Origin of the sequence: Paenibacillus abyssi, assembly GCF_014640295.1 — a bacterium.
Taxonomy (GTDB): Bacteria; Bacillota; Bacilli; order Paenibacillales; family Paenibacillaceae; genus Paenibacillus_D; species Paenibacillus_D abyssi.
Map to the genome: position 1 here is coordinate 346,862 of NZ_BMGR01000001.1, position 20,804 is coordinate 367,665.

The 20,804-nt window shown below is 50.2% G+C and carries 18 protein-coding genes; 15 read left to right on the plus strand and 3 right to left on the minus strand.

Annotated elements, in window-relative coordinates:
• Nucleotides 1-40: 40 nt before the first annotated feature.
• On the plus strand, nt 41-3,481 hold the full coding sequence (gene metH, locus IEW11_RS01955) for a methionine synthase (protein ID WP_188528492.1): 3,441 nt from the start codon (nt 41-43) through the stop codon (nt 3,479-3,481).
• Nucleotides 3,482-3,544: 63 nt separating this feature from the next.
• Here the strand turns inward: metH and tlp are convergent, their stop codons facing one another.
• Entirely contained in the window at nt 3,545-3,766 is a 222-nt protein-coding gene (tlp, locus tag IEW11_RS01960) for a small acid-soluble spore protein Tlp (protein WP_188528778.1), read from the minus strand.
• Between the two features lie 168 nt (nt 3,767-3,934).
• Nucleotides 3,935-4,534: a nitroreductase family protein gene (locus IEW11_RS01965; protein ID WP_188528494.1), complete on the minus strand. Its 600-nt coding sequence runs from the start codon at nt 4,532-4,534 to the stop codon at nt 3,935-3,937.
• A 397-nt stretch (nt 4,535-4,931) separates the two neighbouring features.
• Here IEW11_RS01965 and IEW11_RS01970 point away from each other — a divergent pair, with 397 nt between their 5' ends.
• The 12 genes from IEW11_RS01970 to IEW11_RS02025 all read left to right on the plus strand — a co-directional run bounded on the left by IEW11_RS01970 (nt 4,932) and on the right by IEW11_RS02025 (nt 18,523).
• Nucleotides 4,932-7,217 carry a DEAD/DEAH box helicase gene (locus tag IEW11_RS01970; protein ID WP_188528496.1) on the plus strand — a complete coding sequence of 762 codons (2,286 nt, stop codon included), beginning with the start codon at nt 4,932-4,934 and terminating at the stop codon, nt 7,215-7,217.
• Nucleotides 7,214-8,536, plus strand: coding sequence for a ribonuclease H-like domain-containing protein (locus tag IEW11_RS01975; RefSeq protein WP_188528498.1), 1,323 nt, complete (start codon nt 7,214-7,216; stop codon nt 8,534-8,536). The genes IEW11_RS01970 and IEW11_RS01975 overlap by 4 nt, the downstream gene beginning before the upstream one ends.
• Complete coding sequence (gene nucF / locus IEW11_RS01980; protein ID WP_188528500.1) at nt 8,536-9,351, plus strand: 5' nucleotidase NucF; 816 nt, start codon at nt 8,536-8,538, stop codon at nt 9,349-9,351. Before IEW11_RS01975 ends, nucF begins: the two co-directional genes overlap by 1 nt.
• A 38-nt stretch (nt 9,352-9,389) precedes the next feature.
• Nucleotides 9,390-10,205, plus strand: coding sequence for a DNA-formamidopyrimidine glycosylase (gene mutM / locus IEW11_RS01985; protein ID WP_188528502.1), 816 nt, complete (start codon nt 9,390-9,392; stop codon nt 10,203-10,205).
• 3 nt (nt 10,206-10,208) lie between these two features.
• Complete coding sequence (locus tag IEW11_RS01990; protein ID WP_188528504.1) at nt 10,209-11,081, plus strand: deoxyribonuclease IV; 873 nt, start codon at nt 10,209-10,211, stop codon at nt 11,079-11,081.
• A gap of 8 nt (nt 11,082-11,089) precedes the next feature.
• The gene (locus IEW11_RS01995) at nt 11,090-11,452 is read left to right on the plus strand and encodes a cyclic-phosphate processing receiver domain-containing protein (RefSeq protein WP_188528506.1); all 363 of its coding nucleotides are present in this window, start codon (nt 11,090-11,092) and stop codon (nt 11,450-11,452) included.
• Nucleotides 11,453-11,457: 5 nt separating this feature from the next.
• The gene (locus IEW11_RS02000) at nt 11,458-12,240 is read left to right on the plus strand and encodes an ABC transporter ATP-binding protein (protein WP_188528508.1); all 783 of its coding nucleotides are present in this window, start codon (nt 11,458-11,460) and stop codon (nt 12,238-12,240) included.
• Entirely contained in the window at nt 12,237-13,253 is a 1,017-nt protein-coding gene (locus tag IEW11_RS02005) for a 23S rRNA (cytidine(2498)-2'-O)-methyltransferase RlmM (RefSeq protein ID WP_188528510.1), read from the plus strand. The genes IEW11_RS02000 and IEW11_RS02005 overlap by 4 nt, the downstream gene beginning before the upstream one ends.
• A 176-nt stretch (nt 13,254-13,429) precedes the next feature.
• On the plus strand, nt 13,430-15,001 hold the full coding sequence (locus IEW11_RS02010; RefSeq protein ID WP_188528512.1) for a serine/threonine-protein kinase: 1,572 nt from the start codon (nt 13,430-13,432) through the stop codon (nt 14,999-15,001).
• A gap of 130 nt (nt 15,002-15,131) precedes the next feature.
• On the plus strand, nt 15,132-16,337 hold the full coding sequence (gene chrA, locus IEW11_RS02015; protein ID WP_229724907.1) for a chromate efflux transporter: 1,206 nt from the start codon (nt 15,132-15,134) through the stop codon (nt 16,335-16,337).
• 126 nt (nt 16,338-16,463) lie between these two features.
• Entirely contained in the window at nt 16,464-17,165 is a 702-nt protein-coding gene (locus IEW11_RS02020; RefSeq protein WP_188528516.1) for a response regulator transcription factor, read from the plus strand.
• The gene (locus IEW11_RS02025; RefSeq protein ID WP_188528517.1) at nt 17,165-18,523 is read left to right on the plus strand and encodes a HAMP domain-containing sensor histidine kinase; all 1,359 of its coding nucleotides are present in this window, start codon (nt 17,165-17,167) and stop codon (nt 18,521-18,523) included. The genes IEW11_RS02020 and IEW11_RS02025 overlap by 1 nt, the downstream gene beginning before the upstream one ends.
• Nucleotides 18,524-18,571: 48 nt before the next feature.
• Here IEW11_RS02025 and IEW11_RS02030 read toward each other — a convergent pair whose 3' ends face one another.
• Nucleotides 18,572-19,072: a C40 family peptidase gene (locus tag IEW11_RS02030; protein ID WP_188528519.1), complete on the minus strand. Its 501-nt coding sequence runs from the start codon at nt 19,070-19,072 to the stop codon at nt 18,572-18,574.
• 169 nt (nt 19,073-19,241) lie between these two features.
• On the opposite strand from IEW11_RS02030, the gene IEW11_RS02035 reads away from it, so the two are divergent.
• A complete protein-coding gene (locus IEW11_RS02035) occupies nt 19,242-20,096 on the plus strand; it encodes a carbon-nitrogen hydrolase family protein (RefSeq protein WP_188528521.1) in 855 nt (284 codons plus the stop codon).
• Between the two features lie 30 nt (nt 20,097-20,126).
• On the plus strand, nt 20,127-20,804 hold the full coding sequence (locus IEW11_RS02040) for a GNAT family N-acetyltransferase (RefSeq protein ID WP_229724908.1): 678 nt from the start codon (nt 20,127-20,129) through the stop codon (nt 20,802-20,804).

Consider the following 20,804-nt stretch of genomic DNA (forward strand, 5'->3'; position numbering starts at 1 on the left):
TAGACTAAAGGTTAATGATTTCGTGGAAGGAAGTACAGAAATGACAAAACCGACACTAAAAGAAATGATGCAGCAACGCATACTCATCTTGGATGGGGCTATGGGCACCATGATTCAACAAGCGGACTTACAAGCGGAAGATTTCGGGGGAGAAGAGCTGGACGGCTGTAACGAAATGCTCGTTCTGACCCGGCCTGATGTCATTCAAAATATACACGAAGCGTATCTGGAAGCCGGAGCCGATATTTTGGAGACGAATACGTTCGGCGCGACCAGCGTCGTTTTGATGGAATACGATATTCCGGAAAAAGCGCGTGAGATCAATCTGGCAGCAGCCCAAATTGCACGTGCTGCAGCCGATAAATATTCGACGCCTGATAAGCCGCGATATGTTGCAGGGGCGCTTGGGCCGACCACTAAGACACTTTCCGTAACCGGAGGCGTAACCTTTGACGAGCTGGTCGAAAGCTACTATGAGCAGACCGTAGCGCTTATAGAAGGCGGTGTGGACGCGATCCTGCTGGAGACGTCCCAGGATACCCTCAATGTAAAAGCCGGCAGCATCGGAATTCGTAAAGCGTTTGAATCCACAGGACGGAAGCTGCCGATTATGATCTCCGGCACGATTGAACCGATGGGTACGACGCTTGCCGGACAAAATATTGAATCGTTCTATATTTCACTCGAGCATTTGGAGCCGGTATCGATTGGTTTGAACTGTGCAACCGGACCGGAGTTTATGCGTGATCATATCCGCTCGCTTAGTGAAATTGCCAAGACGGCCATCAGTTGTTATCCAAATGCAGGCTTGCCAGACGAAAATGGACACTATCATGAATCGCCTGATTCGCTGGCAAAGAAGATTGCAGGATTTGCTGAGCAGGGCTGGCTGAATATAGCAGGCGGCTGCTGTGGCACTACACCTGCACATATTCGCGCTCTGGCAGACACATTATCGCAGTATCCGCCGCGCACCCGACAGGGAGATCATCCGCCGGCTGTATCCGGTATTGAAACGGTATATATTGAGAGCGAAAACCGCCCTTACATGGTAGGGGAGAGAACGAATGTTCTGGGATCGCGCAAGTTCAAACGGCTGATTTCTGAAGGGAAATATGAAGAGGCTGCTGAAGTGGCGCGCGCACAGGTGAAGAATGGCGCGCATGTTATCGACGTCTGCCTGCAGGATCCGGACCGTGATGAAGCTTCGGATATGCAGCAGTTCCTCGAGCTCGTCGTGAAGAAAGTAAAAGTGCCGCTCGTTATCGATACGACGGATCCAAAGGTCATTGAATTGTCACTGAAATATTCACAAGGTAAAGCCATCATTAACTCGATTAACCTCGAGGACGGAGAAGAGAAGTTCGAGCAAGTCGTTCCGCTTATTCATCGTTACGGAGCAGCTGCTGTTGTTGGTACGATCGATGAACGCGGACAAGCGATAACACGTGAAGACAAGCTCGAAGTAGCGAAGCGCTCCCACGATCTGCTTGTGAATAAATACGGCATGAAATCGGAAGATATTATCTTTGACCCGCTCGTTTTCCCGGTCGGTACCGGTGACGAACAGTATATTGGTTCGGCGAAAGAGACGATTGAAGGCATCCGGCTGATCAAAGAAGCGCTGCCTGCCACACAGACGATTCTAGGCATCAGCAATGTCTCGTTCGGATTACCTGAGGCTGGCCGCGAGGTGCTTAATTCTGTCTTTTTGTATGAATGTACAAAAGCAGGCTTGGATTACGCGATCGTTAACACCGAGAAGCTGGAGCGTTATGCATCCATCCCTGAACACGAGCGCAAATTGTCCGAAGAGTTGATCTATAACACGAATGGTGAGACGCTGGCTTTGTTCGTCGCAGCGTTCCGCGATAAAAAAATCGTCAAGAAAGAAAAAGCTTCAAACCTGTCGCTTGAGGAGCGCCTGGCTTCCTACGTTGTCGAAGGCACGAAGGAAGGGCTTATCCCGGATCTTGATGAGGCATTGAAGAAATACTCAGCGCTTGAAGTTATTAACGGCCCATTAATGCGCGGCATGGAAGAGGTCGGCCGGTTATTTAACAATAATGAGCTGATCGTAGCGGAGGTGCTGCAAAGCGCTGAGGTTATGAAAGCATCGGTGGCACACCTGGAACAATTTATGGAGAAGAATGAGACATCGGTTAAAGGCAAGATTATCCTGGCAACGGTTAAAGGGGATGTACACGATATCGGTAAAAATCTGGTAGAGATCATTCTCTCCAACAATGGCTACCAAATCGTGAACCTTGGCATCAAAGTACCGCCGGATCAATTAATTGAAGCGCAGCGCAGGGAAAATGCCGATGCGATCGGGCTTTCCGGACTATTGGTTAAATCGGCACAGCAAATGGTTACAACCGCGCAGGATTTGCGCAATGCCGATATCCATGTGCCAATCCTTGTAGGAGGAGCGGCGCTGACGCGTAAATTTACGAAGAATCGAATCGGTCCTGAATATGAAGGGCTAGTTCTCTACGCGAAGGATGCTATGGATGGACTCGATATTGCAAACAAGCTGATGGATAAAACGCATCGTGCCAAGATGGAAGAGGAGTGGGCAGAATTCAAGGCCTCGGGCGGAGCGGAAACCGAACAAGCTCCTGTATTGCCAAAGCTGACAAGGGCAGTTCGTTCCAATATATCGGCAGACGCACCGGTCTATATACCGCCTGATCTGGATCGCCACGTCTTGAGAGAGATCCCGATCAATCACATCATTCCTTATATCAACATGCAGATGCTGCTTGGTCACCATCTTGGTGTCCGCGGCAATGTTGAACAGCTGCTTGCCAGCGGCGATGAGAAGACAGCCCAGCTCAAGGACACGGTTGATACGCTGCTGCAAGAAGCGGCAGTGGATAAAACGTTGCATGCCAATGCGATGTATCGCTTCTTTCCGGCGCAATCCTCGGGCAATGATATTATTATCTATGACCCGAAGGATACGACGAAAGAGATCAAGCGATTCACATTCCCGCGGCAGCAAGTTGAACCCTTCCTGTGCCTGGCCGATTACTTGAAACCGGTTGAGAGTGGCACAATGGATTATGTCGGTTTCCTCGTCGTTACCGCCGGTCAGGGCGTCAGAGAACGGGCGACGGAGATGAAAGACCGCGGTGACTATCTGCGTTCTCATGCACTGCAATCCGTAGCGCTTGAGGTCGCGGAAGCATTGGCGGAACGGGTTCACCATATTATGCGCGATATCTGGGGCTTTCCGGATCCGCAGGATATGACGATGAAGCAGCGTCATGGTGCAAGATATCAAGGTATTCGGGTATCGTTTGGTTACCCGGCCTGTCCGAATCTTGAAGATCAGGAGCCGTTGTTTGATCTCATGAAGCCGCAGGATATCGGTGTCGAACTGACCGAAGGATTCATGATGGAGCCGGAAGCTTCCGTATCCGCGATGGTGTTTGCTCACCCTGAGGCGCAATATTTCAATGTAGACAAAGCTTAATCATGATCATGATAGAAAATCCGTCATTGCGCGGAAAGGCGCTTTGACGGATTTTTTCATTCCTTACTGCTCATTATTTACTTCATCTTTAATTTCCGACCGCATGCCTTCGATACTTTGACGGCGGCGGTTGTTTTTGTTCTCGATGATTTCCTTTTGATCCGGAGCGATCTCACTGGCATGCTCTGCTAAATATTCCTCGGCTTCATCGATATTACGCACCGTATTTTGTACTGCATCACGCAGCTTCTCCGCGTTATCAGCGCGATTATCCGGTTTTGCCATCATGTCAATTCCTCCATCAGGTTTAGGATTGGGGAGAGCATAAATGCCAGCCCAATTTCTAGGTTGTCACGAATCATATCCGTTTATCCCTTGGTCAAGCAATAACAAAAACATGGTGGCATAAACATAATCCAACCATGTTTTTTGTTAATCTCATTAAATATTAACTCAATTAAATGATCCTTCTATGATAATCTCTTCAAGCGGTTTGCGAGTGGACGGGCGTTCCCGTTCACGCAGCTGCTCGGGCAGCAATTCGGCTTCTGCCCGGTAACCCAACGCGATCAAAGCCTGTGGAGCATAAATTTCCGGTATAGATAGCGTACTGCGCGCTTTATCGACATCAAATCCGCCCATCGCATGCGTTATAAGTCCTCTGCGAGCAGCTTCCAAAGCCAGGAAGCCCCAAGCGGTTCCTGTATCGAATGCGTGCCAACGATTAGGCGCTTCTTTGGCATTCGTTGTTTTGGCAATGGCGAGAATCAGAATCGGTGCATGCTTACACCAGATCAAGTTTCCTTCATTCACAAACGTGTGGAACTGCTCTTTCTGTGCTGAAGTCTTAGCCACGACGAACCGCCAAGGTTGTTCATTCGAAGCAGAGGGAGCCCAGCGGGCAGCTTCCATTACCGCATACAAGTCTTGATCGGATACGGAACGCTCCTGAAAGGAGCGGGGGGACCAGCGGTTAACGATCAAGGGTGAAATATCGTATTCGGGGCTGCGGTTAGCGGCAACTTCTGAAGAGATCTGTTTATCAATGGTCATACTATTTTCTCCACCTTCCCAATTCTTATTGAATGGTTATCCATATTTTGCTTTAAACATTGTATCAAAATATATCGGACGAGCATAATGAAGGGCTAATGTAAGCGCTTTTAAATGCCAATTATAGGCGAAATTCCATGTAAAGGGCTTGCCTTCTCTACTTGTAAAGTGTGAATTTCAATTGAAGAGCAGCGGTCGGTTGAAGGATTGGAAGCGGCTTGCATGCGGGAAATGAAGAACTTTTCCCGGGAAAGCGCATGAACCGACACGATCAGTTGCATTCTTTCAACGTGATTCGTCACACAATTCTGCCAATTCGACAGTATAGTGGGGATTGCCACACGAACATGTATTCTGTACAATGAAATTAATGTGTTCAGATGAAGGAGAGAGCTGTATGAACCGTTGGACGGGAAAGGCTTCCAGCCTCGAGGATTGGCTTGATCATCTCCGTAAGCAGCCGGAAATTATGGCCAATGTGACGCATTGGCACACGATTCCAGCCCGTGAAGCGAAGACGGCCGATCTTCCTGCTGATTTGCATCCTAAGCTTATTGAAGCTTTAAATATACGTGGTATTGAACGATTGTTTACACATCAAAGCGCAGCTTACCGAGCCGTTAGAGACGGTAAACATGTTGTAGCCGTAACGCCCACCGCATCAGGGAAGACGCTTTGTTACAATTTGCCGGTGCTGCAATCGCTGCTCGAGAATGAGAGCGGCAGAGCGCTCTATTTATTTCCCACCAAGGCTTTGGCGCAGGATCAGGTAGCCGAGCTGCAGGAGCTGGCTAACATCATGGAAGTTGATCTTAAGACGCATACCTATGATGGGGATACGCCTCCCACAGTACGTACGGCAATCCGGAATGCGGGCCATATTGTCGTTACGAATCCGGACATGCTTCATTCCGCGATTTTGCCGCATCATACGAAATGGGTAAAGCTGTTCGAAAATATAAAATATATCGTCATTGATGAGCTTCACGCGTATCGGGGCGTGTTCGGAAGCCATGTTGCCAATGTGATTCGAAGGCTGAAGCGCATCTGTAAATTTTACGGTTCAGCACCGCAATTTATTTGCGCTTCCGCGACGATTGATAATCCGGGAGAGCATGCGGAGCGCCTGATTGGAGAGCGGGTTGCGCTTGTGGATAACAATGGAGCCCCGACTGGGGAGAAGCATTTTGTGTTCTATAATCCGCCTGTGGTCAATCAGCAGCTCGGCATCCGCCGCAGCAGTGTGCTGGAAACCCGCAAGCTGGCGTCACTGCTGCTCAAGCAAGGCGTTCAGACAATTGTCTTTGCGCGCAGCCGGGTGCGGGTAGAGCTTTTGCTGACCTATCTGCAGGAGCTGGAGAAGGGTGAGCTTGGAAAGAAGACGATACGCGGGTATCGAGGCGGTTATCTGCCTAAGCTTCGCAGGGAAATTGAACGTGGGCTGCGCAGCGGGGAAATCCGCGGCGTTGTCAGCACGAATGCGCTGGAACTGGGCATTGATATCGGTCAGCTTCAGGCTTGTGTACTGAACGGTTATCCTGGAACGATCGCAAGCACGTGGCAGCAGTCCGGCAGGGCGGGAAGGCGCCAGGGCAGCTCGGTCACCTTCATGGTTGCAAGCAGCAATCCGCTTGATCAATACATGATTCAAAATCCCGATTTTTTCTTCAATCGTCCTCCGGAGCGGGCATTGATTCATCCGGATAATTTACTTATTTTAATTGACCACATTAAATGTGCGGCCTACGAGCTCCCATTCGAGGAAGGAGACCGGTTTGGCAGCGAATCCCTCACGGATATGCTGGAGTTTTTGGTGGAGGAGAAGGTACTGCACCGGGTTCAGAACCGTTGGTACTGGATGGACCAGTCATTTCCTGCCCATAACATTTCCTTGCGATCCGCTGCACAGGAGAATTTCATCATCATTGACCGTACCGAGGGCAGCCGTGTGTTAGGGGAAGTTGACCGGTTCGGCGCACCGACCCTGATCCATGAAGAAGCCATCTATATTCACGAAGGGGTTCAGTATCAGGTCGAAAAGCTGGATTATCCGGAGAAAAAAGCCTACGTGCGCGAGGTTAATGTCGATTATTTCACGGATGCGAATTTGGCCGTCGAGCTGAAGGTGCTTCATGTTGATCGGGAAGCGCAGTCGGGTTCATTGGTGAGGCAGTATGGTGAGTTAACGGTCAACGCGAAACCGACGATATTCAAAAAAATCCGCCTCCGCACACACGAGAACATCGGTTCAGGCCCGATTCATCTGCCTGAGGAAGAGCTGCATACAAGCGGCTATTGGTTTTCCTTTAATGAGGAAGCGGCGGCGGGCAAAGGAACGAATGAAATGCAGTGCGCGCTGTTAGGCATTGCGAATGTACTTGTCCATATCGCCCCCCTGTATCTAATGTGTGACCCAATGGATATACGTGTCGTTCCCCAAGTCAAAGCGGTACACACAAAACGTCCTACGATTTATTTCTATGACCGGTATCCGGGCGGCATTGGGCTCAGCGAACGACTATATGAAGTACATGATGAGTTGGTGCGCCAAGCCCAATCGCTGATCGCCTCGTGTACCTGCTTAAGCGGATGTCCTGCTTGTGTGGGGCCGATCGAAGAGGTCGGCTTGCTTGGCAAATCACAGGCGCTGGAGCTGCTGGGCGAAGCGAGGGCAGTGTTATGAGCGGGCTGCGGGAGCGTATGAACCGTCTAAGGGGTGCGAGTCCACAGTCATCGGCAGCAGAGGATGAGGCTGAGAATCGTCCTTTACAGGATAGCGACCGTTTGAAACCGTCCGAGGAAGAGCCGGAAGACCGGTTATCCGGCGAGTGGAGCCGGATGCAGGTCAGAACAGCGGCCAATGACTGGGGAAGCTTTTTGCTTCGGGAAGTGTTTTACCCGCTTGATTACCAGCATGGAACACATCGATTAATGGAATTAATAGATGCGTCTGCTGCGCTTTCCGCCTTTCATAGGGGTTCGGAAGAGACGCCGGCGCCAAGCGCGTATAATATGCTGTTTCTGGATTTGGAGACAACCGGGCTGGGGGTCGGAACCGGCAATGTGCCATTTATGGTCGGCCTGGGCTATGCGACGTTTGACCGCTTCGTCATCGAGCAATCCTTAATCCGACATCCCGCAGAAGAACGGGCAATGCTGGCTTATCTGGCGGAGAAATTAAAGAACTTTGATTACTTAGTCACATACAACGGCCGTACATTTGACTGGCCTGTCTTGGCAGGAAGATATATTATGAACGGGCTCGGCCGCCTGGACTCCCGCTTGCTGCATCTTGATTTTCTGCATCCGTCCCGCAGCATCTGGAGGAATACATTAACCTCATGCAAGCTGAGCCATATCGAGGAAGAACGATTAAATATAAAACGGCACGACGATGTGCCCGGATCGCTGGCGCCTTCCATCTATTTTCAATATTTAGCAGACGGCGACCCCGCTCCGCTGGAGGGCGTGTTTCGGCACAATGAGATCGATATGCTCTCGCTGGCATGTCTTGCCATCCGTTTTGCCCATCTGCTCGGAGGCCGGCTTGGAATCGATGTGCCGTACCCGGAAGACCAGGAAGAGCTGCTGCGCACCGGGCTTTGGCTGGACAAGATGGGGTTGACCGATCTGGCGGAGACGTTATTCGCGAGGCTGGCGGATAAAGATGTGCCGACCGGCTCCTGGTGTTTGCCGCTTGCAGCAAGAGACAAGAAGGTTGGAAATTGGGAGCGCGCTGTGTTATTGTGGCAGAAGATCGCATTATCGGCGGAAGCTTCAGCTCTGCCATCCTATGAAGCGCATATTGAGCTTGCAATGTATAATGAGCATCGAAGCAAGGACCTGCCGTCTGCGCTTCGTTACGCGGAATCCGCCATGCAGCTGGCATTGAGAAGGCCGCAATCGCGCCGAAACGATCCAAAGCTGCGTGCAGAGCTTGAGGCGATCGCGAATCGTCTGGAACGGCTGAGAAGAAAACAGAACAAGGGGAACGTTAACTAATGTCAGAAACAGGTTTAAACAAGCCGGATGGACTGTTGATCGATCTGGACGGGACATTGTACCATGGCTCTAGAAGGATCGAAGGCGCTGATGAGTGGATTGCATCGCTGTATGCGGCAAAGCTGCCCTTTTTATTCGTGACTAATAATTCCTCCGCCACGCCGCAGACCGTTGCGCAGCGTCTGGAAAAGATGGGCATACCGGCTTCACCGGAGCAAATCTGCACATCGGCGCAGGCTGCAGCAGCTTACATCGCTAATCTGCAGCCCGGAGCCTCTGTGTATGTCATAGGCGAGGAGGGGCTGCGAAGCAGCGCTGCCGATTCTGGACTGCAGCTAACACAAGAGCAAGCGGACTTCGTGCTGCAAGGGATCGACCGGGACTTCAATTATAAAAAGCTTGAACACGCGGTTCGCCTTATTCATGGAGGCGCGCGTTACATACTGACGAATCCGGACTTGCTCCTTCCGACAGAAGACGGATTATCTCCCGGCGCTGGCTCCCTTGCTGCTATGCTGAGAGCCGCTGGCCGTGTAGAGCCGACGGTGATCGGCAAACCTTCTTCTGTCCTGGTTAACTTTGCATTGGACCGTTTGGGGCTAACGGCAGAGCGGACTTGGATGATCGGGGACAATATGGCGACGGATATTGCCGCCGGCAAAGCAGCAGGCTGCGGAACGGCACTCGTATTAACGGGGATAACGACGAAAGACAATATGCAGGAGCATATTCAAATTGCGGGTGTTGAAGCCGATCAGGTCTTTGAAGATTTGAGACAGCTTCACTCGTATATTTCCCATCTTATCAGGACATAAGAGAAGCAAGCGACGATGACAGGAAGGAAGATGTGCCTATGCCTGAATGGCCGGAAATGGAAACGTACCGAGTAATGCTCTCGGAGCGAATTGTTGGAGAAACGATTATTGGAACAGAAGTAACAAGGGATAAGTCTATCAATGTGCCGGTTGACCGGTTTAATGATGAGCTTAAAGGCAGGTCGATTTGGTACGTTGAACGCAGAGGGAAATATATATTATTTCATTTGGACAACGGAAGACGGCTGCTGCTGCATCTGATGCTGGGCGGTCTTATGTATTTTGGAACCGATGAAGACCGGCCCTCGAGATCGATCCAAGTGACATTAAAATTTCCGCAGGGAAATCTTTATTTTATGGGTTTAAGACTTGGATTCCTGCACCTGTTAACAGTTAAGGAGGTCGAGGCGAAGCTCTCATCGCTAGGGCCCGAGCCGATGGACAAGCGTTTGACATTCGAGCGGTTTCGCGCGCTGCTGCAAACGAAGCGGGGCACGATCAAATCCACCTTTGTTGATCAGCAGGTAATTGCCGGCATCGGGAACAGTTACGTTGATGAGATTGCTTTTGCCGCAGGAATCAGGCCAACCGCCAAAATTCCGGAGATCGCCGAGGAAACCTGGGAGCGCCTCTATACAGCTATGCATTCCGTGCTTCGCGAAGCAGCCTCTTCAGGCGGCTACATCGAACATCCATTTACGAAAGATGATCTTTTAACCGGCGGTTATAATGAACGCTTTCATGTGTACGACCGAGAAGGGGAGCCTTGCTTGAAGTGCGGAAATCCGATTATCAAGACGGAGATTTCTTCCCGTAAAGCCTTCTATTGTCCAGTATGTCAAAAGGAACATTAGCTTATGCCTTTCACCGGTGCCCATGTCAGCATTAGCGGCGGTTATCATGATGCGGCAAAATCAGCGCTGGCGCAAGGGGGAGGAGCTTTTCAATACTTTCCGAAAAATCCGCGCAGCCTTACGATAAAAACATATGATGCGATGGATGCGCAGCGCTGTGCCGAATTTTGCATAAAGCATGACCTGCGATCGATTGCACATGCTCCATACCCGACGAATCTGGCCGCATCGGATCCAGATCAAGTGGAACGGACGATAACTTCACTTTTAAATGATTTGGCGATTGCAGAAAGCTGCGGTTCTCTTGGTGTCGTCGTCCATTTCGGAATTTATAAGGGGCCTGATACGTTACAAGGGTATAAAAATATTATACAATGTCTAGATAAGACCCTTGAGCAATGGAATGGAAGGGCTAAGCTGCTGATTGAGAATCAAGCCGGCGATCATGCCTTGATGGGGATGACCTTTGAGGAGCTGTCCCAAATCCGGGGCTTAAGCCGCTATCCTGAAAAAATCGCTTTTTGTTTGGACACATGTCATTTATTCGCAAGCGGGGTTTGGAGCATGGCATCGGAGCAGGATTGGTTGCAGAAGGCAAGGGATACAGGCGTTATGAGGCATCTGGCGGCTGTCCATTTCAATGATTCTGCATTTCCCAGCGGATCACGGCGCGATCGTCATGCTGTGATTGGCGAGGGACATATTGGCGAGCAGGCGCTAATGCGTTTTCTGGCCATTCCGGAAGTGCGCGATGTACCGATTATCTTGGAGACACCGCGCTCAGAGGATGGGACGCACTGCGAGCAAATCAAATGTTTAAATGAATGGATGCATGCAGCACACAGCCCGAGCAAGCAGACTGATAGAAAGCGGTGATTCGAACGATGGTCCATGTCTATTTGGATGATTACCGACCCTGCCCCTCCGGATTTGTGCTCGCCCGTAATAGTGAAGAATGCAAGTTGCTTATCGACGGCGAACCGATCGGCGTGTTATCGCTGGATTATGATTTAGGATGGGGAGAGCCAACGGGGTTGGACGTTGCAAGACATATCGTGGAGCATGGGCGGTATCCCCGCGAAATTTATCTACATACATCAAGCCTTTCAGGAAAAATGCAGATGTATCAATTGCTTTACCTGCATGCGCCTGAAGACGTGATCATTCACAACGGACCTATGCCGCAAGAGGTGTTATCAAATATTGGAAATCGTACGTCAATAAATCAGTCGAACAAAGGTGATTAGATATTATGATTCATTTACAAGAGCTTTATCTGCGCCGCGACGAGCGCGTCATCTTGGATGGCGTCAATCTGCACATGCGTCCGGGCGAGCATTGGGTCATACTGGGGAAGAATGGCTCGGGGAAAACAACATTGCTCGAAATGATGACAGGTTATATGTTCCCTAGTTCCGGAACGGTTGAGGTGCTGGGTAACCGTTATGGACAATGCGATGTCAGGGAAGTCCGCAAACGCATTGGTTACATTAGCCAATCGTTGGTCGAGAAGCTTACGCTCAGCGATTCCGTGTGGGAAGTCGTTGCTACAGGCGCCTATGCCTTTTTGCGTTTTTATCAAGACATTCCTTCGGAGCTGCGGGACCAAGCGCGCGCTTTGCTGACGGATATGGGCATCGGGCATTTGTCGGATCAGCCGCTGGGCTCCTTATCGCAAGGTGAGCGCAAGAAAGCGCTGTTGGCCCGTTCATTAATGGCGAGTCCGGAGCTCCTTATTATGGACGAGCCTTGCGCAGGCCTGGATCTGTACGAACGCGAGAAGTTTCTCCGTGAGCTGTACCGCTTAAGCGAGCAGAATATGACAGCCGTTTATGTTACGCACCATATCGAAGAGATCGTTCCTTTGTTCACCCATGTAGCCTTGATTCACGAGGGGAAAGTAGCGGCAGCAGGACCGAAGAAGGAAGTGCTGACTGGTGAGGCGTTAAGCAAGGCATATGACCTGCCGATTGAAGTGGAATGGGCACATGAACGTCCTTGGATTCGTGTCGCGCAGCAAGGAGACAGCCTGTGAGCCGCTGGATCGGTACGGCCAATCATGGTTTCGCTTCTTACGCGATGGAAGAGCTGAGAAGATTGTTTCCGTCGATAAAATTCCAGCAATTAGTGGCCGGCGAGGTATTCATGCTCGAGCTGCCTGACGACCGCGAACAAGCATTGAAGAAAGTTCAGGATAACGAACCGATATTTTTGCGTCATATTCATCCTGTGGATCGTGAGCTTCCTCTTAACGGAAATGCGGATGATCTGCAGGAGCTAAGCAACATGGTTAGGCATGCCTGCAAGCTATTCGAAGGAAAAAGAACAGCCGTGCATGTTCGTCGCGTAGAAGGCAGCCCTTACCCGTACTCAGCAGCCGATACCAAAGCTGTGCTTGATGCGGTGCTCATGGAAGTGGACAGTGAACAATCCCTGCAGCATCCGGATATGATCCTGTCGATCTTCGCTGCCAAGGATAAGCTGTTGATCGGCTGGGGGACACCGGAGCAGCTGTTATCTGATTGGCCGGGCGGTGCGGTTCGCTTCCAGAGGGAAGAAGGGCAGATCTCAAGGGCAAAATTCAAGCTGCTTGAAGCGGAACGAACCTTTAGAATCAATCTGGCAGAGTTCCGGGAAGCGCTCGATATCGGAGCGGCGCCCGGCGGCTGGACTTCGCTGCTGCTTGAGCGCGGTTTGCTCGTCACGGCAATTGACCCCGCTGAGCTGCATCCTTCGTTAGCGGAGAATCCAAGATTGACCTACTTGAAGAAGAATGCATCGGAAGTGAAGTTCTCTCCCGGCCAATTCGATCTTCTCGTATGCGATATGAGCTGGAGTCCGCTGCAGATGTGCAAGCTGGTGTTAGATCTGCAGCAAGCGCTTGTAAGCGGGGGGAGCGCAATTGTGACCGTTAAGCTTATGCACCGCAAGCCGCTGCAAACGATCCGGGAGGTCATGAGCAAGATGAATGAAGCCTTCGAGGTTCTTAGAGCGAAGCAGCTTTTTCATAACCGTGATGAAATCACATTATTTTTAAGGCGGAAATAATATTCCGGCACTGAGGGGTGCTGACACATTCGTTTCCGCCCTCACTCCGCACGCATACGGATTCCGATTGAACAAAAATGATAGATCGTTATACAAGGGAAAGCATCCCGGTTAACCGCGTTGATAAACGCGGCTGCCGGGATGCTTTTTTGTTTATGCGAAAAGGAGGAAGATGAATGATAAACAATGATAACGAAAGACGCCTGCTGCCTGTATGGGCTAATGGAACAATTATTGGCGACAGATACCGAATCGTGAGTATGGTCGGGAAAGGCGGAATGGGGGAGGTGTACAAAGCAGAGGATCTTCGGATGCCAGGCAAACGTTGGGCTATTAAAGTGACAAATCTGGGGAGGGCTGCAGCAGGCAGCGACGTGCTTGAGGCGAAAGTATTAATGAGGCTTAGCCATCCTCATTTGCCGGTTATCGCTGATTTCTATGCGCCGGACGAGCAGGGGAGAGCGGTGCTCGTCACAGATTATATCGAAGGCGTCACGTTACAGGGCTACTTGGCTCAGCAAGACAAGCAGCTTCCGTATGCTAACGTCATGAACATATTCCAGCAATTATGCGATGTGCTGTCCTATCTGCACCGTCAATCTCCGCCTATCATCCACCGTGATTTAAAGCCGACCAATGTGATGATCGAGCCTGGTGGACATATAAAGCTGATCGATTTCGGCATTGCGCGATTTTATAAGCATGGCCAATCAAGCGACACCGTTCAGCTTGGGACACCGGGCTTCGCCGCTCCTGAACAAAGCGGCGGCAGGCAAAGCGATCCCAGGTCCGATATTTACGGATTAGGCGCGCTTCTTTTCTATATGTTAAGCGGCGGCAGGCACTATCGTCCGGGGGAGCCGGTACGCTGTCAGGAGCTGCACAGTGCGCCTGATAAAATGACCATTTTACTTGAACGAATGCTTGATCCGCTGCCGGACCGCCGGTACGCTTCCATGTATGAGGTTCAACAGGCGTTGAAGCATTGGGACGGGAGAGGAGTGAGCCATTTGCATTCGTATCCTGATCCTGACGACCGCACCGGTGAAAGCAAGACAGGAAAACGGGTTGTTATTGCATCGCTGGCCCCCGGCTCGGGAGCGACGTTTATGACCCTGACAATATGTAAGCTGTTGTCGCTGCAAGGCTTACGCTGTACCGCAATAGAGCATCCATTAAATCGTGCAGAGTGGCATACATTGTTAGCTTCCTCAAAGGGTCAAAGCAACAGTCAAGCTTATCCGAAGTATTCCGTATGGCAGGAGCACAACATTACATGGTATGCGCTTTTGCCCTTTGTAAGCGGTGATCCGCACTCTGGAGAAGAGCAGCTTCATGCTCCGGATCCATCAGTCCGGGCGGAGACGACCTTGATCGACCTCTCAGGACAGTGGCTGTCGCCATCCTGTCGCCCGCTGCTGCAAAGTGCGGATCTATGTTTATTCGTGGCGGATCCTTGGCCTTCAAGGTGGTCCGCCTCAATGATGAACCAGTACCGCGAGCTTCTTGAGCTGCGAAATGAGCTCCAGCTTCCTACCTTTTGGATTGCCAATAAGGATGTGAAGTTCAGCAGAAGAAAAGAGTGGCTCAGCATGCTTCCGGGACCGCTGCTTACGACGGTTCCCCAGCTTTCTCCGGCCGATTGGGCAGAATGTTTATGGCGCAGCCGATGGGCAACCGATTCTTCCAGCTGGAGGAAGCTGTTAAGCGATAGCCTTCAACCGTTATGGCCGTATTTTGTGCGATAAACTCACACTTTTTATGTGAACCTGTGATACAATGATACGCGTATAATTATCGAATTTGGAGATCGTCCCCTTTTAAGTAATGGAAATCGAGGATATCGAAGTATGGATGGAACGAAACGGAGGGGAAGAGATGCGTATAAAACCGGAATCAAAGGTTGAAGTGTTTTTGACGGCTTTAAAGCTCGGCCTGACTTCGTTCGGAGGTCCGGTTGCCCATATCGGGTATTTCAGAGATGAATATGTCAATCGCCGGAAGTGGATAAGCGAGAGCAGCTTTGCCGATCTGGTCGCCCTGTGCCAGTTTCTCCCTGGACCTGCAAGCAGCCAGCTCGGAATGGCAATCGGGATCCGGCGAGCTGGACTTGGCGGTGCATTGGCGGCCTGGCTGGGCTTCACGTTGCCCTCTGCGCTTGTCATGATTCTATTCGCGCTTTGGGTAGGCGCAGCTGATCTCTCAAGCGCGGGCTGGCTGCAAGGTTTGAAACTGGTTGCCGTAGCAGTTGTCGCTCAGGCCGTATGGAGCATGGCGGTCACTTTGGCTCCGGATCGCATTCGCGCTACGATGGCGCTGTTTGCCGCAGGATGGGCCTCTCTGATGCCGGGCCCGGCGGGGCAGCTGCTGCCGCTGCTGTTATGCGGTGCGGCAGCAGTGCTCTGGTTAAAGCCCACAGCTGCAGCAGCGCGAGCTGCCGATGATCGGGAGCACGGGCTTCCGTTTGGCCGCAGGCTTGCGGCAGCGGCGCTTGCTGTTTTTGCAATTCTTCTTATTGTATTGCCTATCGCTGCAAAGCTGATGCCGTCTTCTCCGGCAGTATCCATAATGGACAGCTCTTACCGGGCGGGATCACTCGTTTTCGGGGGTGGCCACGTCGTGCTGCCCATGCTGGAGAAGGAGGTTGTGCATGGTGGTGAACATGGCATTTCTGCAGATCGCTTCATGGCTGGTTACGGTGCGGCACAAGCAGTACCTGGGCCGCTCTTTACCTTCGCTGCTTACATAGGGGCTTCAATTGGCGAGGGATGGCATGGAATTATGTTGGCTGCCGCTGCTCTCTTGGCTATCTTTCTACCCTCATTTTTGCTGCTCGTCGGCGCGCTGCCATTCTGGCAAGGCCTGCAGCACAATCAGAAAGCCAGGCTGGCATTGATGGGTGTGAATGCAGCTGTTGTCGGGATCTTGCTGGCGGCGTTATACAATCCGGTATGGACAAGCACGGTGCACACGGCACATGATTTTACCATTGTGCTTGTTGCTTTTCTGATGCTGCAAATATGGAAATGCCAGCCTTGGCAAGTAGTCCTGATTGCGGCAGCGGCAGGTTTCATTATCTTATAAACATTTCCTTAACTGGTGATATCTGATATGACAAACATCGCCTGACTTGCATTTATGCCGCTTGTTCATTATTATAAGCTATAAAAATGACCGTTTTTCAGGTCAACTGGAAAAGGGTGAGAGATCATGGAACAACAAGAACGCTTATTAGTCATTGAAGATGAAGATAGTATTGCCCGCATATTACAATTGGAGCTTGAACATGAAGGATATACGGTAGGCCGTGCAGAGAATGGCCGGTTGGGCTTGGAGATGGCGATGAGCGGGGAGTGGGATCTTCTGCTGCTGGACGTTATGCTGCCTGAGTTGAACGGGATCGAAGTGCTTCGCAGGCTTCGCAATGCCGGAAATCCGATACCTATTATACTGTTGACTGCAAGAGACACAGTGCCGGATAAAGTCAGCGGCTTTGAACATGGGGCCAATGATTACATTACCAAACCGTTTGCAATGGAGGAGCTGCTCGCTAGAGTCCGCAATTTGCTGCGGATATTTCAACAGCAAAGTCGTGAAACCGAGGGTGCTGATGTCATGAAGGTCGCCGATCTGACCATTGAATTACGCACCCGCAAAGTGTCGCGCAAGGAAGTGGCGATCGAGCTTACGCCGCGCGAGTTTGAACTGCTTGTCTATTTAGCGGAGAACAAAAACCAGGAAAAATCCCGTGAAGAAATATTATCCGAAGTATGGGGTTACGATTTTATCGGTGAGACGAACCTGGTGGATGTGTATATTCGATACTTGAGACAGAAAATAGATAAAGGGTTTCGGTATAAGCTTATTCATACCGTGAGAGGCGTAGGCTATATGCTCAAGGAGCCGGAATGATGACGCTGCGCAAGAGATTCACGCTGTTCACCATTTTTTGGCTTATTTTCATCCTGATCTTGTTCAATATTTTCGTTTATTTCTTTGTGATAAAGATTACAACTCGCAGTGAGCAGTCGCTGCTGGCCAATAAAGTCAATTTGCTGCTTGAGAACAAAAAGATTCAGGAGACGGGTTCACTGGATGATCCGAACCTTCTCAGCGAATTTTATAATGTGAACGAAATGATCCGTATTGTCAGCACGTCGGGTTATGTACTCAATCAGATCGGTGCGGATGAAGAGCTGCTGTCCATGCCGGTAGAATTCAGTTGGAATCATGATACGGGTATCAAGACCTATGCCGGCAAAAGGGTTATCTATTTTAAAGTGCCGTTATATGACAATATGAATGTAATCGGGATGCTGGAGATCGTCCGAAAGCTGAATTTGCTTGACAGCTATCTGCAAATATTAGTCGGCGCCTTAACGGTTACGAGTCTCGGAGCCATTCTGTTTGCAATTTTTGGCACCTATTGGTTCACGTCAAGGCTAACCTCGCCGATCCAGCATATGGTTCAAACGATGAGGGAAATCGATCGAAGCGGTAAGCTTAGGCAGATCCAATTAGATGGCAGAGAAGAATCGGCTGAGCTTCAGCAGTTGATTCGTGCCTTCAACCAGATGATCGAGCGGCTTGACCGTACCTTTGAGAGACAGAAGCAATTCGTTGCGGATGCTTCGCATGAGTTGAAAACGCCATTGACCGTCATAAGCAGCTACGCGGGAATGCTCAAGCGGTGGGGCAGAAACGACGAGAAGGTAAGAGATGAGGCAGTGGAAGCAATATCGAATGAAGCGCAGAGGCTGCAAAATCTGACGAAATCGATGCTGATGCTGGCCGAAGCCGAGCAGGAAGACTGGTTAAGGCTGGGCACCTTCGATGTGGTGAAAATGGTCGATGAGCTCGCCGATATGATGAACACTACCTTTCATCGCACGATCCGCGTGCATTCTGAGCCTATCGGCGTCCGAATGACAGCGGACAAGGATAAAGTCAGGCAGTTGTTAGTCATTCTTATCGATAACGCCATCAAATACAGCAAAGAACCGATTGATATCACAATCAGTTCGACGAAGAATATGATTCGAATCGATGTAAAAGATAAGGGCATGGGGATACCGGAGGAGGAAATTCCGCATCTGTTTGAACGTTTTTATCGGGTGGATGGAGCGAGAAGCCGGGCGACCGGCGGTGTCGGTCTGGGGCTTTCAATCGCGAAGCGGATTGTAGAGCTGCATGACGGCAATATCGAAGTGTTCAGCAAGCTGAATAAGGGAACGACAATTGCGATCCAGTTCCCGAAAAAAAACAATTGATCGGTGTTTAAGCCGATCAATTGTTAATGGTATTAACCTTAAAATTCATTATGAAATGACTCTGCGCGCTGTTACATAATTTTTCTTCCAATGCGGAGTATCAAGGCTGGTGAACTTAACTCCGCCGGCGCCAAATGTGTGCAGCATCATGTTGTTTCCGGCATAAACGCCTACATGGCCAATGCTGTTCCCTGTACGGGATGGGACTTTGAAGAAAACGAGATCTCCTTTTTTCAGATTGCCTTTCAGCACTTTATAACCTTTAGTCGCCTGCGCTTTGGATGTGCGCGGCAGCTTTATTCCGTTCTTCTTATAAATATACTGGGTAAAAGAGGAACAATCAAAGGCATAGGTTATGCCTGAAGGTGCGCCAAATTTATATGGGACGCCTAAATATTTCTTTCCCGAATTGATAATGTTGTTGGCTTTAGTTGTAGAAGATACTGCCGCACTGACCGGGGCAGCTTGTCCAAAGCCTAGCATTGTGAATCCGATTGTCGCGCACAGACCGACGCTGATGACTTTGCGGATAAGTTTGGTCTTTAACACTTGTCTAATCCCTCCATCTTTTTTTTCTCAGCGGTTACTGGGACTACTATAACAAAAAATTCGTTCCCTAAAGTTTAACAAGGAGAAAATAAATATAGATGGGGACTAGGTTTTATTTGATTTATTAAAATAAAATAAGAATTCTTTAATGAAAAAGGAGAGAGAATATATGAAATTTCGCGTGGCGGCCGTCCAATATGAATTGGCGGATATCGATTCTTTTGATGAGTTTGCAGAGCAGGTGCATCATTACATAAAGAATGCGGCGGAATATGGCGTGCAATTTGTGCTGTTTCCAGAATTCATGACTACGCAGCTGTTGTCTATTGGCGATGAAGAAGGCAATCCGCTTCCAATCGAACGGCTGCCTGATTTTACAGATGCGTATACGGCATTGTTTAAACAATTGGCGCAGCAGTATCAGATCTATATTGCGGCGGGTACTCATGTCGTTCAAGTAGGGGATAAACGGAGAAATACCGCATTTTTATTCCATCCTGACGGAAAGGTGGACCAACAAGCGAAACTCCATATGACCCCTACAGAGGTTCAGGAATGGAACATGTCGCCCGGTGATGGTTTGGAAGTATTCGAGACTGCATTTGGTACAATCGCGCTATTGACCTGTTACGATATTGAATTTCCAGAGATCGTCCGCATGGCGAGAGCAAAAGGGGCCGATGTCATCTTCTGTCCTTCCTGTACGGATGACCGCCATGGTTTTTATCGCGTCCGTTACTGCTGCCATGCCAGGGCAGTTGAGAACCAGGTTTATATCGTTACGACTGGAACGGTCGGATCGCTTCGCAAAGTGGATTTCATGCGCGCCAATTACGGACAGGCTGCTGTCATCTCGCCTAACGATATTCCATTCCCGCCTGCAGGCATCGTTACGCAGGGCGAGATTAACCAGGACATGCTCGTTGTAGCAGACTTGGATCTGAAGCTGCTCAATGACGTCCGTCTTGCCGGGTCTGTTACGACCTGGCGCGACCGCCGCACCGATCTTTATCCGGACTGGTAATCACACTCGTTAAAGCCTGGAGGGAATAATTTGCATAAAAAGCTAATCGTATTTTCGGAACAGAAGCCCGTCAAAGTAACGATTCGTAATTATACGGCGGAGGATTTCGATGCTATGATCGCGATCCAGCAGCAAAGCTTCCCTCCGCCGTTTCCCTCAGAGCTTTGGTGGAATAAAGAGCAGCTGCATGAGCATGTCACCCGTTTTCCCGAAGGCGCGCTCTGTGCGGAAGCGGATGGTAAGCTAATCGGTTCAATGACCGGACTGCGGGTTGGTGACGATCAGCTCGGGGATACGCACAGCTGGTCGCAAATTACGGATGACGGCTATATCAGAAATCACGATCCGAATGGCGACAGCCTATACGTAGTCGATATTTGCGTCGTTCCTGAATTCCGGAAAGCCGGCATCGGCAAGTGGTTAATGTTATCGATGTATGAAGTCGTGGTGCATCTTAGGCTGAAGCGATTACTGGGCGGAGGAAGGATGCCCGGCTATCACCGCTATGCTCATGAGGCGACAGCGGAACAGTATCTCAATCATGTCATTACGGGGCTGTGGAAGGATCCTGTCATTACTTTTTTGCTGCGCTGCGGCCGTATGCCCGTTGGCGTTGTGAAAAATTATCTGGAGGACGATGAATCGCATAATTACGCCGCTCTAATGGAATGGCGCAATCCCTTTATAAAAAATGGAGAGGAAGAATGA